Source organism: Glycomyces tarimensis (assembly GCF_054776215.1).
Window position 1 is genome coordinate 26,259 of the sequence record NZ_BAAHCB010000023.1, and the last position, 14,940, is coordinate 41,198.

The 14,940-nt window shown below is 71.0% G+C and carries 15 protein-coding genes and 1 riboswitch; of the genes, 13 read left to right on the top strand and 2 right to left on the bottom strand.

What is annotated here, in order from left to right; all coding sequences use genetic code 11:
* The first annotated feature begins 75 nt into the window (after positions 1–75).
* A complete protein-coding gene (locus tag ACYVK3_RS18755) occupies positions 76–2,529 on the top strand; it encodes a S8/S53 family peptidase (RefSeq protein WP_460498861.1) in 2,454 nt (817 codons plus the stop codon).
* Here the strand turns inward: ACYVK3_RS18755 and ACYVK3_RS18760 are convergent, their stop codons facing one another.
* Complete coding sequence (locus ACYVK3_RS18760; RefSeq protein WP_460498862.1) at positions 2,530–3,267, bottom strand: SDR family NAD(P)-dependent oxidoreductase; 738 nt, start codon at positions 3,265–3,267, stop codon at positions 2,530–2,532.
* A 114-nt stretch (positions 3,268–3,381) separates the two neighbouring features.
* A riboswitch (cobalamin riboswitch) is annotated at positions 3,382–3,623 on the top strand.
* 36 nt (positions 3,624–3,659) lie between these two features.
* Between ACYVK3_RS18760 and metE the strand changes: the two genes are divergently transcribed.
* The 7 genes from metE to tsaD all read left to right on the top strand — a co-directional run bounded on the left by metE (position 3,660) and on the right by tsaD (position 11,004).
* Complete coding sequence (gene metE, locus ACYVK3_RS18765) at positions 3,660–5,891, top strand: 5-methyltetrahydropteroyltriglutamate--homocysteine S-methyltransferase (protein WP_460498863.1); 2,232 nt, start codon at positions 3,660–3,662, stop codon at positions 5,889–5,891.
* 114 nt (positions 5,892–6,005) lie between these two features.
* Positions 6,006–7,130, top strand: coding sequence for an alanine racemase (gene alr, locus ACYVK3_RS18770; RefSeq protein ID WP_460498953.1), 1,125 nt, complete (start codon positions 6,006–6,008; stop codon positions 7,128–7,130).
* Complete coding sequence (locus ACYVK3_RS18775; protein ID WP_460498864.1) at positions 7,127–8,341, top strand: alpha/beta fold hydrolase; 1,215 nt, start codon at positions 7,127–7,129, stop codon at positions 8,339–8,341. The genes alr and ACYVK3_RS18775 overlap by 4 nt, the downstream gene beginning before the upstream one ends.
* A gap of 16 nt (positions 8,342–8,357) precedes the next feature.
* A complete protein-coding gene (tsaE, locus tag ACYVK3_RS18780; RefSeq protein ID WP_460498954.1) occupies positions 8,358–8,825 on the top strand; it encodes a tRNA (adenosine(37)-N6)-threonylcarbamoyltransferase complex ATPase subunit type 1 TsaE in 468 nt (155 codons plus the stop codon).
* Entirely contained in the window at positions 8,819–9,460 is a 642-nt protein-coding gene (gene tsaB, locus ACYVK3_RS18785; RefSeq protein WP_460498865.1) for a tRNA threonylcarbamoyladenosine biosynthesis protein TsaB, read from the top strand. Before tsaE ends, tsaB begins: the two co-directional genes overlap by 7 nt.
* Positions 9,461–9,498: 38 nt before the next feature.
* Positions 9,499–9,945 (top strand): GNAT family protein, encoded by a 447-nt coding sequence (rimI, locus tag ACYVK3_RS18790; protein ID WP_460498866.1) that lies wholly within the window; start codon positions 9,499–9,501, stop codon positions 9,943–9,945.
* Entirely contained in the window at positions 9,946–11,004 is a 1,059-nt protein-coding gene (gene tsaD / locus ACYVK3_RS18795) for a tRNA (adenosine(37)-N6)-threonylcarbamoyltransferase complex transferase subunit TsaD (RefSeq protein ID WP_460498867.1), read from the top strand.
* Between the two features lie 109 nt (positions 11,005–11,113).
* On the opposite strand, the gene ACYVK3_RS18800 is transcribed toward tsaD, so the two are convergent.
* Positions 11,114–11,551, bottom strand: a complete 438-nt coding sequence (locus ACYVK3_RS18800; RefSeq protein ID WP_460498868.1) for a DoxX family protein — start codon at positions 11,549–11,551, stop codon at positions 11,114–11,116.
* 177 nt (positions 11,552–11,728) lie between these two features.
* On the opposite strand from ACYVK3_RS18800, the gene ACYVK3_RS18805 reads away from it, so the two are divergent.
* The 5 genes from ACYVK3_RS18805 (at position 11,729) to ACYVK3_RS18825 (ending at position 14,925) form a co-directional block, all read left to right on the top strand.
* Positions 11,729–12,265 (top strand): NUDIX hydrolase, encoded by a 537-nt coding sequence (locus ACYVK3_RS18805; RefSeq protein ID WP_460498869.1) that lies wholly within the window; start codon positions 11,729–11,731, stop codon positions 12,263–12,265.
* Positions 12,266–12,307: 42 nt separating this feature from the next.
* Positions 12,308–12,835, top strand: coding sequence for an NUDIX hydrolase (locus ACYVK3_RS18810; RefSeq protein WP_460498870.1), 528 nt, complete (start codon positions 12,308–12,310; stop codon positions 12,833–12,835).
* A 21-nt stretch (positions 12,836–12,856) separates the two neighbouring features.
* Positions 12,857–13,429: an NUDIX hydrolase gene (locus ACYVK3_RS18815; protein ID WP_460498871.1), complete on the top strand. Its 573-nt coding sequence runs from the start codon at positions 12,857–12,859 to the stop codon at positions 13,427–13,429.
* Between the two features lie 5 nt (positions 13,430–13,434).
* Positions 13,435–13,977, top strand: coding sequence for an NUDIX hydrolase (locus ACYVK3_RS18820; protein ID WP_460498955.1), 543 nt, complete (start codon positions 13,435–13,437; stop codon positions 13,975–13,977).
* A 90-nt stretch (positions 13,978–14,067) separates the two neighbouring features.
* The gene (locus ACYVK3_RS18825) at positions 14,068–14,925 is read left to right on the top strand and encodes a hypothetical protein (RefSeq protein ID WP_460498872.1); all 858 of its coding nucleotides are present in this window, start codon (positions 14,068–14,070) and stop codon (positions 14,923–14,925) included.
* Positions 14,926–14,940 lie beyond the last annotated feature (15 nt).

Genomic DNA, 14,940 nt, shown 5'->3' on the forward strand with positions numbered 1-14,940 from the left:
GCCCTGAGATCCGGTGATCGCCGCCGCGCGTGTCCGAAGATCAGTGTCCTACCAGTCGCTCAGAGAGGACCCCAGATGCCGGGCCACCGCTCCCTGCCGTTCGTCGCCGCCGCGCTCCTGCTGCCGCTGCTCACCGTCGGCGCCGCGCACGCCGACGGGCCCGAGGAGGTCTGGCTCGTCGAACTCGACCCCGGCGTTCCCGCCTCGGCCCTGGAAGCGACCGCCTCGGGGCTCGACTTCGAGATCCGCCACGACTTCGAGCAAATCTGGAACGGCGTCTCGGTGGGCGCCGACGCCGCGACCGCCCGCCGGCTCGAATCGCTCGACGTGGTCGACGGGGTGTGGGCCGACGTCGCCTTCTCCGGTCCGGCCGGCCCCGACCGCGAGGCCGAACTGGCGCTCGCCACCGAGACCACCAACGCCGTCGACGCGCACGAGCGCGGCATCGACGGCTCCGGCGTCAAGGTCGGCGTCATCGACACCGGCATCGACTACACGCACCCGGACCTCGGCGGCTGCTTCGGGCCCGGCTGCCGCGTCGTCACCGGCACCGACTTCGTCGGCGACGACTTCGACTCCGACGACCCCGAGCACGACGAGCCCAAGCCCGACGACGACCCGGCCGACTGCGGCGGCCACGGCACCCACGTCGCCGGGATCGTCGGCGCCGACGGCGAGGTCACCGGCGCCGCACCGGGTGTCGAGTTCGGCGCCTACAAGGTCTTCGGCTGCGAGGGTTCCACCAGCGCCGAAGTCATCATGCAGGCGCTCGAAGCGAGCTTTGAAGACGGTATGGACGTCGTCAACCTCTCACTGGGCCAGGCGTTCCAGTGGCCCGGCTACCCGACCGCCGAGGCCGCCGACGCGCTCACCGAGCAGGGCGTCGTGGTCGTCGCCTCCATCGGCAACTCGGGCGAGTTCGGCGTCTACTCCTCCTCCGCGCCGGGCGTCGGCGCCGACGTCATCGGCGTGGCCTCCACCGACAACCCCGCCGAGCGCATGAGCGCCGCCCGCGTCGAGGGCCTCGAACGGCGCATCGGCTACAAGGCCATCGGCGATGCGCCCGAGCCCGAACCGGGCCAGGTCACCGACCCGGTCGTCTGGCTCGGCCGCGCCTGCGAGGACGACGCGTCCGAAAACGACGTCGAGGGCAAGACCGCGCTCGTCGTGCGCGGTGAATGCACCTTCAAAGCGAAGTACGAGCGGGCCGTCGCCGAGGGCGCGACCGCCGTCGTGATCCACAACGACCGGGCGGGCCCCTTCGGCGGCTCCGGCGCCGAAGACCTCGGCGCGCCGCTCATCGGCATCACCGAGGCCGACGGCGAGGACCTGCGCGACCTGACCGAGATCGGTGCGGCGCCGACCATCGAGTTCACCGGCGGCACCGTCCGGGTCGAACTGCCCCGGGGCGGGCTCGCCTCCGCGTTCAGCTCCTACGGGCCCGCGCCGGACTTGGCGTTCAAGCCCGACGTGGCCGCGCCCGGCGGCGGCATCTGGTCGACCGTCCCGGTCGACGAGGGCTCCTACAAGTCGCTCTCGGGCACCTCGATGTCCGCGCCGCACGTCGCCGGGGCCGCCGCGCTGCTGCTCCAGGCCCGGCCCGACTTCGAACCGGGCGACGTGCGCCTGCGTCTGACGAACACGGCCAGGCCCGTCAAGTGGGGCGAGAACCCGGACCTGGACTTCCTGGAGGCGGCGCACCGGCAGGGCACCGGCGTCGTCGACGTCATGCGCGCGCTCGGCGCCGAGGGCGCGCTCTCCCCCAGCGGCGTCAACACCGGCGACGGCACCGGGCCGCGCACGTTCGAACTGGAGCTGAGCTCCGAGTCGCCGAGCTGGGAGACCTACCGGCTGCACCACCAGGCGGCGATCGCGACCACCGGCGACATCCGCCGGCCCGGATTCGACGTCGCGAAGTCCGCGGTGACGTTCGAACCGAAGACGGTCGAGCTGTTCGGGGGCCAGAGCGCGACGGTGACGGTCACCGTCACGCCGAACGCGGAGCTGCCCGAGGGCAGCGTCTTCGGCGGCCGGATCGTCGCCAAGCCCGACGACGGCGGCTCGCCGCTCGCCGCCGCCTACTCCGGCTACATGGGCGACTACCTCGACATCCCGGTGCTCGAGCACCCGGACTACCCGAAGCTGGCCGTCGCGCTCAAGGGGGACCCCGAGACGGGCGCGGTCGACTACCGCGACCTCGAGGAGGGCGAGACGTTCAGCATCGCTCAAGGCCCGCTGCCCTCGGCGCTGGTCTACCTGGGGCACCAGGCGGCCGCCATGGAGGTCGCCCTGGAGCACGTCGACACCGGCGAGGTCTTCGAGTGGGACCGCGAGGAGTTCCTGCCGCGATCGCCCGGACCCGACGACACCGTCGTCGTCGAACTCGGCGGCACCTCCGCGGACGAGGAGGTCGAGCTCGTGCCGGGCCGGTGGCGTATGGAGATCCGCGTGCTCAAGGCTCTCGGCGACGAGGCGAACCCCGACCACTGGGAGCAGTGGCGTTCGCCGGAGGTGACGCTCGTCGAGTAGTCACTCGCGGCGGTGGACCTGGCCGGGGCCGATCTGGTCGCGCGGCATCATCGTGATCTGGTCGACGTTGACGTGCGCCGGCCGGGTCGCGACCCACGCGACGGCCTCGGCGATGTCCTCGGCGCTCAGCGGGGTCATGCCGGCGTAGACGGCGTCGGCCTTCTCCTGGTCGCCCTCGAAGCGGACCAGGCTGAACTCGGTCTCGACCATGCCCGGGTCGATCTCGCACACCCGCACCGGTTGGCCGAGCAGCTCGATGCGCAGGACGCGGGTGAGCGCGGCCTCGCCGTGCTTGGCGGCGTTGTAGCCGGCCCCGCCGTGGTAGGGCACGCGGGCCGCGATCGAGCCGATCGTGATGACCTGGCCGTCGCCGGAGTCGATCAGCAGCGGCAGCAGCGCCTTGGTGACGCGGACGGTGCCCAGGACGTTGGTGTCGTACATGCGCTGCCAGGCGTCGAGGTCGGCGGTGGCGACCGTGTCGAGGCCGAACGCGCCGCCCGCGTTGTTCACCAGCAGGTCGCAGCGGTCGATCTCGGCGTGGAACGCGGCGACGGAGGCGTCGTCGGTGACGTCGAGCGGCAGCGCCGTCCCGCCGCAGTCGGCGGCGACCTCGGCCAGGCGGTCGGTGCGTCTCGCGCCGAGCACCACCTCGTATCCGGCGGCGGCCAGTGCCTTCGCCGATGCGGCGCCGATGCCGCTGCTGGCCCCCGTGACGACGGCGACGGGTCGAGTGCTCATGATGTCCTCCCGGTGCTCGTTCCCGCGTGACGATACCGATCCCGTCCACTGGGAACCGTGGCGCACACGCACCTTCACGGCGGTCGAATGTCCGCCGAGCGCGGGTGCGGCCGTACCATCGAAGGCGACGCCGGTTCCGGGACAGCGGCACGCTGGCCCGGCTAAGAGGGAACCTGGTGCGAGTCCAGGACTGCCCCGCAGCGGTGAGCGGGAACGAAAGCCGTCATGAGCACTTGGCCGCGATCCGCACTCGAAGGAGGAGCGGATGGAAGCCTGGGAAGCGGCGGCCGGTAGGCGCCTGGTGAAAGCCGGGCGAGCCCGCGAGTCCGAATACCTGCCGACGTACCGCGTCCGCGCGGTCCACGCTGTCGCAAGTTCGAGGGAACTGACACATGAACGATGAGAAGAAGGCCGTGCACGCCACCGTGCTCGGCTACCCCCGCATCGGCGCGAACCGGGAGCTCAAACGCGCCGTCGAGGCCCACTGGTCCGGCCGGCTCGACGCCGCCGGTCTGGACGCGGCCGCCGCCGCGATCCGCTCCCAGATGCTCGACGATCTCGCCTCGGCGGGCCTGGACTCGGTGCCCGTCAACGTGTTCTCGCTGTACGACCACGTGCTCGACACGATCGTGGCGGTCGACGCGCTCGCGCCTCGGCACCGACGCGAGAGCGAGACGGCCGCGTACTTCGCCGCCGCGAGGGGTGACGACGAGGCCGTGCCGCTGGAGATGACGAAGTGGTTCGACACCAACTACCACTACCTCGTCCCCGAGATCGGCCCCGAGACCGCCTTCCGGGCCCGGCCCGAGAAGGCGCTCGGCGAGTTCGACGAGGCGCGCCTGCGCGGGCTCGACGCCCGGCCGGTGCTGCTCGGCCCCGTCTCGTTCCTGCTGCTGGCCAAGGCCTCCGGCGACGCCCCGGCAGGGTTCGATCCGCTGGAGCGGATCGAGGAGCTGACCGGCGTCTACGAGCAGTTGCTGTCCACGCTGGTCGGGGCCGGCGCCGGGTGGGTCCAGCTCGACGAGCCGGCGCTATGCGCCGATCGCACGGCGGCCGAGCTCGAGGCGGTGCGCTCGGCCTACGAACGGCTGACCGCGGTCGCCAAGGTGCTCGTCACGGGCGGCTACGGGCCGTTTGGCGAATCGCTGCCGGTGCTGCTCGATTCGGGCGTCCAGGGCATCGCGCTCGATCTCGTCCGGGGCCGGAGGGATATCGAAGCCATTGAGTCCCTGAACGTTTCACGTGAAACATCGATCCTCGCCGGGGTGGTCGACGGGCGCAACATCTGGCGCACCGACCTGCTCGCGGCCGCAGCCGACCTCGAACGGCTGCACCGCGTCACCGACCGGCTCGGCGTCACCGGCTCGTGCTCGCTCCTGCACGTCCCGGTCGACCTCGATGCCGAGACGGAGCTGCCGGCGTCGCTCAAGGAGCGGCTCGCCTTCGCGCGCCAGAAGCTGCGCGAGGTCGCGAGCCTCGCCGACGCGGCAGCGCCGCGCCTCCAGCGACCGCCGGCCCCCGATGAGTGGTGCGACGAGACCGTCCGCTCCCGGCTCGCCGCGCTCCCAGCCGGTGCCGACCGGCGCGTCGACTACGCCGAGCGGGCCGCCGCCCAGCCTGAGCTGCCGCCCCTGCCGACCACCACGATCGGCTCGTTCCCCCAGACCGCCGAACTGCGCAAGGCCCGCGCCGCCCACCGGCGCGGCCTGATGATCGCGACCGACTACAACGCCCGGATGCGCGCCGAGATCGCGGCCGTCATCGCCGAGCAGGAAAAACTCGGCCTCGACGTGTTCGTCCACGGCGAGCCCGAGCGCAACGACATGGTCCAGTACTTCGCCGAGCAGCTCACCGGCTTCGCGACCACGGCCGCCGGCTGGGTCCAGTCGTACGGCTCGCGGTGCGTGCGCCCGCCGATCCTCTACGCCGACGTGGCCCGGCCCGAGCCGATGACCGTCGAGTGGATCTCCTACGCCCAGTCGCTCACCGACAAGCCGGTCAAGGGCATGCTCACCGGCCCGGTGACGATCCTGGCCTGGTCGTTCGTGCGCGACGACCAGCCGCTGGCCGACACGGCCGAGCAGGTGGCGCTCGCGCTGCGCGACGAGGTCGCCGACCTCGAGGCGGCCGGGACCTCGATCATCCAGGTCGACGAACCGGCTCTGCGCGAGCTGCTGCCGCTGCGCCGGGAACGGCGCGAGGAGTACCAGCGGTGGGCGACGCGCGCGTTCCGCATCGCGACCTCCGGCGTGAAGCCGGAGACGTCGATCCACACGCACCTGTGCTACTCGGAGTTCGGCGAGGTCATCGACGCGATCGCGGACCTCGACGCCGACGTGACCTCGATCGAGGCCTCGCGCTCGAAGATGGAGGTCCTGGCCGACCTCGACCGCGCCGACTACCGGCGCGGGGTGGGACCGGGCGTGTGGGACATCCACTCCCCGCGCGTGCCCTCGGTCGGGGAGATGGCCGAATCGCTCCGCCTCGCCGTCGCCGCGGTCGACCCGAAGCGGCTGTGGGCCAATCCCGACTGCGGGCTGAAGACCCGCCGGTACGAGGAGGTACGCCCGGCACTGGCGAACCTCGTCGAGGCCGCCAAGATCGTCCGCGGCGAGCTCGCGTAGCGGTATCCGCGCCCGATCGGGTCCATGCTCACCGAGGTCCCCCGATCGGGCACGTAACCTTGAAGCGTGGCGATTGACAACTACCGCATCGTGTCTGAGCCGGTATCCGGCGATATGTCGGGGCTGGCGAAGGCGAGCATGGATTGGCGGCGTCTGGCGCACAACGTCGAGACGCTCGCGGCCCTGACCGCATCGCCCCTGATGGCGATGGTCAAGGCCGACGCCTACGGGCACGGCGTGGTCCCGGCCTCGCGCGTCAGCGTCGAGGCCGGAGCCGCGCGCCTCGGTGTCGCGACGCTTCGCGAGGCATGGCGTCTGCGCCGCCTGCCGGATCTGGGCGACGTGCCGGTCCTGGCGTTCCTCTACGCGCCCGAGCAGCCCGGATTGACCGAGGCGATCGAGGTCGGCGCCGAGCTCGGCATCTCCTCGCTCGCCCAGCTCACCGCCGTGGCCGCGGCGGCCGAACGCGCCGGCGCCGTCGCGCGCCTCCACCTCAAGGGCGACACCGGCATCTCCCGAGGCGGGGTCGCCGAGGCCGACTGGGAGGCCTTCGCCGAGGCCGCCGCGAAGCACCAGGCCGCCGGGAGTGTCGAGGTCGTCGGCGCCTGGAGCCATCTGGCCTGCGCCGACGAGGTCGACCACCCGGCCAACGCCGAGCAGAAAGCCGCGTTCGAACGCTTCCTCGCCGTCGTGGCCGCCGCCGGGCTCGAACCGCCGGTCCGCCACCTCGCCAACTCGGCCGCGCTCATCGCCGACCCCGAGACGCACTACGACCTCGTCAGACCGGGCATCGCCCTCTACGGCTACAACCCGGTGCCGAACCGCGCCGTCGACCTCAAACCGGTGATGGAGCTGCGCAGCCAGGTCGTCGCCGTCAAGCGCCTCCCGGCAGGCACCGGCATCTCCTACGGCCACACCTACCACCTGGAGCGCGACGCCAACGTCGCGCTCGTGCCGCTGGGCTACGCCGACGGCATCCCGCGCGCCGCCTCCGGGCGCGCCGAGGTCTACCTGGCCGGGCGCCGCCGCCAGGTCCTCGGCCGGATCTGCATGGACCAGTTCGTGGTCGACCTCGGCGACGACACCGTCAGGCCCGGCGAACCGGTGGTGCTCATCGGCGCGGGCGACCACCACCCGGACGCCGACGACTGGTCGGCGTGGGACGGGACGATCCCCAACGAGATCCTCACCGGTATCGGCGCGCGCGTGCCTCGCTATTGGAACCGGGGGACCGAGTGAACCGCCAAGCCGGGCTGCGCCGGCTCGCCATCGCCGGCGGCGTCGCCGGGGGCGTCGCCGCCGGTGCCGCGATCGCCGTCGGCGTCCCCCGCTACCTCGCCCGGCGCGCCCGATCGGCGCCGAGCGACCCGTACGCGCACGAACCGTTCGAGCTGCCGCCGACGAACTCGGTGCGCACCGTCATCAGCCACGACGGCGTCCCGGTGCACGTGGAGACCGTCGGTCCCGAGGACGCGGACCTGACGATCGTGTTCGCCCACGGCTACCTCCACGACCAGGCCACGTTCTACTTCCAGCGCAAGGCGATCGCCCGAGCCATCGACGAAGGCTCCTCGCTGCGTGCGGTGTTCTACGACCAGCCCGGCCACGGCCGCTCGGGGCCGCTGCCGCGCACCGAGTACTCCATCGACGACCTCGCCCAGACGCTCCACGACGTCGTCCGGACCGTCGCCCCGAAGGGCCCCCTCGTCCTCGTCGGCCACTCCATGGGCGGCATGACGATCCAGGCGTTCTCACGGGTCGAACCCGAGCTCTTCCGCGAGCGAGTGAAGGGCGTCGCGTTCCTGTCGACCAGCCCCGCCGGGCTCGACACCATCGAGACCAAGCCGATGCGGGCGCTGCGGCGCATGCGCCGCACCGTCCTGCCGATGCTCCAGCAGATCACCGGCTGGACGCCGCAGCTGATCGACCGGGCCCGGGTGCTGTCGGCCGACATCGGGTGGCTGCTCGCCCGACGCAACGCCTTCGGGCACGTCGATCCGCCGCCGTCCCTGGTCAGCCTGTGCGAGCGCATGAACCGTCACACTCCCGTGCAGAGCGTGGTCGGGTACGTGCGCGCTATCCTCGACCACGACGAGACGGCGGGATTGTCGCAGTTCAAGGACATCCCGGTGCTCGTCACGGTGGGGGATTGCGACCTGTTGACGCCGCCGCAGCATTCGCGGCGGCTCGCCGACGCCATCCCCGGGTCCCGTTTCGTGCTCATAGCCGAGGCGGCCCATTCACCCCACCTCGAGTACCCTGGTGAGATCTCACAACTGTTGTTGGAGATGATCGACAAAGTCGCGGTCGAGATCGACTCGGTGAACACCGCCGCGGCCGCCGCTGGCGAGGGCGCCGCAGCCCCGCCGCAGCGCCGCCGATGGTCCCCGTTCACCAGGCACGACCAGCGCCATGTCGTACGCGGAACACAAACGCAGACAGAGGAGTGACATCGTGAGGCTGACTATGCCGACAGCCGCGGACACCCACGAATTCGGGCAGCGCCTCGCCGGGCTGCTGCGCGCGGGCGACCTCGTGATCCTCACCGGGCCGCTCGGCGCCGGCAAGACCGCGCTCACCCAGGGCATCGGGGCCGGCCTCGGCGTCGACGGCCGCATCACCAGCCCCACGTTCGTCATCGCCCGCACGCACCGTGCCGGCACCGCCGGCGTGCCGCTGGTGCACGTCGACGCCTACCGGCTCGAAAGCCTCGACGAACTCGACGACCTCGACCTCGACACCGACGTGGCCGACTCGGTCACCGTCGTCGAATGGGGCGCCGGACTCGCCGAGCGCCTCGCCGAATCGCACCTCGAGATCGCGATCGAACGCGCCGCCGACGAGACGCGCGCGGTCGCCCTCCACGGCCGCGGCGGCGACTGGGCCGCCCGCCTCGCGGCGTTCGAACAGCCGGTCGGTGCCGTCGCATGCTGACGCTCGTCGTCGACACCGCCACCAGCGCCGTCCAGGCCGCACTCGTCGACATCGACGCCGACGACGAGCTGTTCCTGACCGCGTTCCGCCGTGACATCGACAGCCGCGGCCACGTCGAGCGGCTCACCCCGTTCATCGAGGAGTGCCTGGCCGAGACCGGGCGCACCGCACGGGACGTCGGCGCGGTCGTCGCCGGCGTGGGGCCCGGCCCGTTCACCGGCCTTCGCGTGGGCATGGTCACCGCCGCCGCGTTCGCCGACGGCCTGGGCATCCCCGTCTACGGCGTCTGCTCGCTCGACGGCATCGGCGGCAACACCCGCGGCAGGGCGCTCGTCGCCACCGACGCGCGGCGCAAGGAGATCTACTGGGCGGTCTACGAGAACGGCGGCCGCGTCGGCGAGCCGCAGGTCGGCAAGCCCGCTGAGCTGGGCGAAGTCGACGCGGACTACGCGATCGGGGAAGGCGCGAGCAAGTACGCCGACGCGCTGGCGGTCCCCGCCGAGACCGATGCGGTCTACCCCGACCCGGTGAAGCTCGCCGAGCTGGCGGCCGGGCGCGTGCGCTCGGGCGCGCCAAGCGAGAAGCTCACCCCGCTGTACCTGCGCCGCCCCGACGCGAAGCCCGCCGGTGCCTGACATGGTGGCGTGCGCGCCAACGTGGTAAAGCTGGGATGATGGACGGCGACTTGCATATGGGGCGTCTGCGCTGGTGGCATCTGCCGGCGGTGGCGCGAATGGAGCGGATGATCTTCGGGCCCGAGGCGTGGAGTGAAGGTCTGCTGTGGACCGAGCTTGCCGCCGGGCACGACTACCGCGCCGTGTTCTGCGCCGAGCGCGTCGTCGGCTACGCCGGCGTGGCCCTCACCGGCAACGAGGCGTGGATCAACAACATCGCCGTCGACCCGGACCTGCGGCGGCGCGGCATCGCGACGATGCTCATGGACGACCTCGTCGCCCGCGCCCGCGCGACCGGCGCGAAAGCGGTGTTCCTGGAGGTCGCGGTCGACAACGCTCCGGCTCAGCGGTTGTACGACCGGTACGGTTTCTACGGCATCGGCGTGCGCAAGAACTACTACCAGTACACCGGCACCGACGCCGCGGTGATGAGGATGGATCTGTAGATGAGCGAACCATTGGTGATGGGCATCGAGACCTCGTGCGACGAGACCGGGGTCGGCATCGTGCGCGGCACGGAGCTGCTGGCCGACGCGATCGCGTCGTCGGTCGAGGAGCAGGCGAGATTCGGGGGCGTCGTGCCCGAGGTCGCCTCGCGCGCCCACCTCGAGGCGATGGTGCCCACCGTTCAGCGCGCGCTCGACGAGGCCGGGGTGACCCTGGCCGACCTCGACGGCATCGCCGTCACCGCGGGGCCCGGCCTGGCCGGTGCGCTCATGGTCGGCGTCGGCGCGGCCAAGGCGTACTCGCTCGCCACGGGCGTGCCGCTCTACGGCGTCAACCACCTGAGCGCCCACATCGCGGTCGACACGCTCGAGAACGGTCCGATCCCCGAACCGGCCATCGGCCTGCTCGTCTCCGGCGGGCACTCCACGATCATGATGGTCGAGGACCTGGCCGGGAAGGTGTCGCAGCTCGGCGCCAGCATCGACGACGCGGCCGGCGAAGCGTTCGACAAGGTCGCCCGCCTGCTCGGCCTGCCGTTCCCCGGCGGGCCCTACATCGACAGGGCCGCCCGCGAGGGCGACCGGGCCTACGTCGAGTTCCCGCGCGGGCTCACCGCCGCGAAGGACATGGAGCGGCACCGCTACGACTTCTCCTTCTCCGGGCTCAAGACCGCCGTGGCCCGATGGATCGAGGCGCAGAAGGCCGAGGGCAACGACATCCCGGTCAACGACGTGGCCGCCGCGTTCCAGGAGGCCGTCTGCGACGTGCTGACCCGCAAGGCGATCCTCGCGGCGAAGGAGCACGGCGTGGACACGCTGCTGCTGGGCGGCGGCGTCGCGGCGAACTCGAGGCTCCGTGCCCTGGCGACCGAGCGGGCCGAGGCCGCCGGGCTCACGCTCCGCTTCCCGAGACCGAAGCTGTGCACCGACAACGGCGCGATGGTGGCGGCGCTCGGTTCGCACCTCGTGGCCGCAGGGGCGTCGCCCTCCGAGATGCGGTTCCCGGCGAACTCCTCGATGGACGTGACGATCGTCAGTCTCGCCGACGACCTCGCCTGAAACTCCTCAGCGTTTGCTTGCGGATTCACTCCCGGCGGCGGCGGTGGGTGCCGCCCGCCGATAGCACAGCGGCGCCCGCCGAGGCGGGCGCCGTAGTCTGCTCTTCGGTTCAGCGTCTCACCATCGCGATCAGGCGGCGGTTCTCATCGCGGCGGTACCAGGCGATGCCGGCGAACGCGGCGGCGAAGACCAGCGTGTTGACGCCGGCCCACAGCGGCATGTCGAGCGGCACCTGGTTGACCCAGGTGGCGCAGACCATCGTGATCGCCAGGCCGGCCGCCGCCAGGCTCGACAGCCTGGGGATGACCAGGCCGATCGCGCCGGCCAGTTCCACCAGGCCGGTGACGACGCGGAACCACTGGCCCGCGCCGATCTGGTCGAAGGACTCGACCGAGGCGGTGTCACCGAGGATCTTCGGCACTGCGGCGAAGACGAAGAACGCCGCGAAGACGGCCTGGGCGACCCAGACGGCGATGTTGGCGCCGCGGCGGTGCGTCCTCGCGGCGGTGGTGGTGACGGCGGTGGCGGTGTAGGTCTGAGCAGTCATGATGATCACGGTCCTTTTCAGTGGTGCGTTCGTCGTTCTGCCCATAGGTCGATCGGTGTGACGCGATTTCGACACCCGCCGGGAAATGCTTCGAGAAAAGTTCCGCGCGCCCTCCTTCGGCGAGCCGATGCCCTCTCGCCGAAGGAGAGCGACGGCCGCCCCCGATAGGCTTGGGGCATGGATCGAACCCCTGACGGCCTCCCCTACCGCCGCGCCGCGCGGGTCCTCATCGTCGACGAGGACGACCGCGCGCTCCTGTTCTTCGGCGCCGGACTCGTTCGGCAGGACGCCGACTACTACTTCACCGTCGGCGGCGGCGTTGACGAAGGCGAGACACTGGCCGAGGCCGCCGCCCGCGAGGTCTTCGAGGAGACCGGCCTGCGCGTCACCCCCGAACAGCTCGGCCCCCTCGTCGCCCACACCGAAGGCTCCTGGACCACCCACGACGGCATCCGCCGCTACTCCGACGACAACTTCTTCTTCCTGCGCACCGAGCACTTCGAGGTCAGCCTCGACGGCCTCGAAGACGGCGAGGACAAGGAGATCAGCCGCTTCGAGTGGCTCTCGGTCGACGACCTGCGCGCCACCGACGCGTACGTCTACCCGATCGGCCTGGCCGGAGTCCTCAAGCGGCTCATCGCCGGCGAGACCTTCCCCGAGCCGTTCGAGCTGCCCTGGGTGAACACCTCCCCCGAACCAGCCGCACCGAGCTAGACGACGGTTGTGCGTTCAGGTCCGGGCTTCGATACTCGCGACATGACATACGAAACCTCGCATCACGTGCGCCACTGCGCCCGCGTACTCATCGCCGACGAGAACGACCGAGTGCTGCTGCTCCACAGCTCCGGCCACGTCACACCGGAATCGGAGTTCTACGTCACCGTCGGCGGCTGCGTCGACGAGGGCGAGAGCCTCGCCGAGGCCGCGGCACGCGAGACGTTCGAGGAGACCGGCCTGCGCGTCGACCCGGCCGACCTCGGACCGGTCGTCGGCCACACCTCCGGGCACTGGCATGAGGGCCACCAGGAGGACTTCTACTTCTTCCTGCGTGCCGGGCACTTCGAGGTGAACTTCGACAACGTCGAACCGTGGGAGGCCGACCAGCTCAACGGATCGGCCTGGCTGTCCCTCGACCAGCTCCAGGCGGCCGACGATGCCGTCTTCCCCGTCCCGATCGCCGCGCTCGTCAAGCGCCTCATCGGCGGCGACATACCGTGCGAGCCCTTCGAGCTCGCATGGACGGACTGGCGCGGCGACGACAAGCGCTGCCCGCTCCTCGAATAACGCCCGGTGGATACTCGAACGGTGAGCGCCGAACACCAGACCACCACGGTCCGGCGCCGCTGTGCCCGCGTACTGCTGGTCGACGAGGACGGCCGGCTCCTGCTGTTCTACAGCAACGGGTTCGTGGCGCCGGGCGTCGAGTACTACGTCACCGTCGGCGGCGGCGTCGAGGACGGTGAGACGCTCGCCGAGGCCGCCGCCCGCGAGGCATTCGAAGAGACCGGCCTGCGCCTCGACCCCGCCGAGCTCGGGCCGGTGGTCGCGCACGCCGAAGGGCTCTGGTCCGACGGCCCCGAGCTCGTGACCCACAACGACGAGTCCTACTTCTACCGCCGCGTCCCGCACTTCGAGCCCGTCCGCGACCGCCTCGAAGCGATCGAGCGGGAGGAGCTCAACGAGTCGCGCTGGCTCACGGTGGACGAGGTCGAGGCCGCCGACGACCGGATCTTCCCCGCGCACGTCGCCGAACTGCTCAAAGGACTCAATGCGGGTGTGCATCCCCAAGCGCCCGTTGAGCTCGCGTGGGGCGCCTGGTGCTGGGACGCGAAATGGGGCTGGACGGCCACGGAGCGTCCCGGGATACTGGGTCAGTGAGCGCGATGGACGAAACACCACAGATCAACCGGCGCGGCGCCCGGGGCATCGTCATGGACCAGGACGACCACGTCCTGTTCGTGGGCCGCTCGGCCGTCCCCGGCAGGCCGGCGAAATGGTTCCTGCCCGGCGGCGGCATCGACCCGGGAGAGACGCCGGCCGAGGCCGTCCTGCGCGAACTGTACGAGGAGACCGGTCTGCGCGTCCGAGCGGAAGCGCTCATCGGCCCGGTCGCCCTGCAACGCTTCCACACCGTCAACGACCATGGGCCGTTCACCCAGGAGAACCACCTCTTCTTGGTCCGCGCCGACCGGTTCGAGCCGCGCGTCTCCGGCGGCGACGCCTACGAGCAGGACCTCGAGTTCAGGTGGGTGCCGGTCGCCGAGTTCCTCACCACCGACGGCTTCGACCGCATCGAGCCCCTGCTCGGGCTGGTCAAGCGGCTCCTCAGCGGCGACATTCCGCTGGAGCCGGTCCAACTCGAACCGACCGGACCCGCTCGCCCGGCCGCGGCGGGCATCGTCGCACGGCGCCCGGAACGCCCTTGAGTATCAAGACCTTTCGAGTCGCCGCGGCACCTTCTCGTTGCGCCACCCGGACAACCGGATTGTCAGAGTGCCCGACTATGATCACTGACCGTGACGACTCACGTACACGACACGCCACTGAAGTTGTGCCGCAGCCGACCCGAATTCGCGGTCGAGCTGGCAGGCGACCTCCTTGGCATCGCGATCCCCGACCACGACGAAGTGATCGGATTCTCTGAATCGGCGACCGATCAGGAAGTGCGGGACCTCAACTGCGACAACGTCGTATTGTGCCGCGGCGGCAATGCGAACCGACTCGGCATCATCGTCGAGGTCCAACGCAAGAAGGACAAGCGGAAGCGCTTCTCTTGGCCCGCTTACCTGGCGAACATCAGGCATCGGATCGGCGCCCCTGTGGTGCTCCTGGTGGTCTGCCCTGACTCCGGCACGGCTGTGTGGGCGAGAGAACCGATCGAGACCGGCCACCCGGAGTTCGTCTTCCGGCCGCTCGTGCTCGGTCCCGACAACTACCCGAAGCTGACGGCGCCATCCGGTACCGGTGCGCTCGCCGAGCAGATGGTGCTTGGAGTCCTCGTCCACCGCAATGACGAGCAAGTCGAAACGATCATGAAGGCGGCGAACAGTGAGCTTGCACCGCTCCCTGTGGAGCGCGCCGCACGCTACGCTGAATACATGCTGGGCCAGCTCGAGGAGCGGCCTCGCGCGATACTGGAGGCTCTGATGAGAACTGAAACCTACCCGTACCAGAGCAAACTACTCGCCGAATACGAGGCCCGCGGTGAGGCCCGCGGGATGGCAGAAGCCCTCCTCGACCTCCTCGACCATCGCGGCCTGCCGATCACCGAGCGTCAACGACACCGCATCGAAAGCTGCGAGGATCCGAAGCAGCTCAGGGCGTGGCACAAGCTCGCGATAGTGGCGCCCACCGTCGCCGACATCTTCGGTTGAACGAGCGTGGGGGGG

Excerpts from the sequence above, each read along its gene's own strand:
- ACYVK3_RS18760 (WP_460498862.1), bottom strand. The coding sequence starts at position 3,267 with ATGAGCACTCGACCCGTCGCCGTCGTCACGGGGGCCAGCAGCGGCATC.
- metE (WP_460498863.1), top strand. The coding sequence starts at position 3,660 with ATGAACGATGAGAAGAAGGCCGTGCACGCCACCGTGCTCGGCTACCCC.
- ACYVK3_RS18800 (WP_460498868.1), bottom strand. The coding sequence starts at position 11,551 with ATGACTGCTCAGACCTACACCGCCACCGCCGTCACCACCACCGCCGCG.
- tsaB (WP_460498865.1), top strand. The coding sequence starts at position 8,819 with ATGCTGACGCTCGTCGTCGACACCGCCACCAGCGCCGTCCAGGCCGCA.
- ACYVK3_RS18820 (WP_460498955.1), top strand. The coding sequence starts at position 13,435 with ATGGACGAAACACCACAGATCAACCGGCGCGGCGCCCGGGGCATCGTC.
- rimI (WP_460498866.1), top strand. The coding sequence starts at position 9,499 with ATGGACGGCGACTTGCATATGGGGCGTCTGCGCTGGTGGCATCTGCCG.
- tsaD (WP_460498867.1), top strand. The coding sequence starts at position 9,946 with ATGAGCGAACCATTGGTGATGGGCATCGAGACCTCGTGCGACGAGACC.
- alr (WP_460498953.1), top strand. The coding sequence starts at position 6,006 with ATGTCGGGGCTGGCGAAGGCGAGCATGGATTGGCGGCGTCTGGCGCAC.
- ACYVK3_RS18810 (WP_460498870.1), top strand. The coding sequence starts at position 12,308 with ATGACATACGAAACCTCGCATCACGTGCGCCACTGCGCCCGCGTACTC.
- ACYVK3_RS18755 (WP_460498861.1), top strand. The coding sequence starts at position 76 with ATGCCGGGCCACCGCTCCCTGCCGTTCGTCGCCGCCGCGCTCCTGCTG.
- tsaE (WP_460498954.1), top strand. The coding sequence starts at position 8,358 with ATGCCGACAGCCGCGGACACCCACGAATTCGGGCAGCGCCTCGCCGGG.
- ACYVK3_RS18805 (WP_460498869.1), top strand. The coding sequence starts at position 11,729 with ATGGATCGAACCCCTGACGGCCTCCCCTACCGCCGCGCCGCGCGGGTC.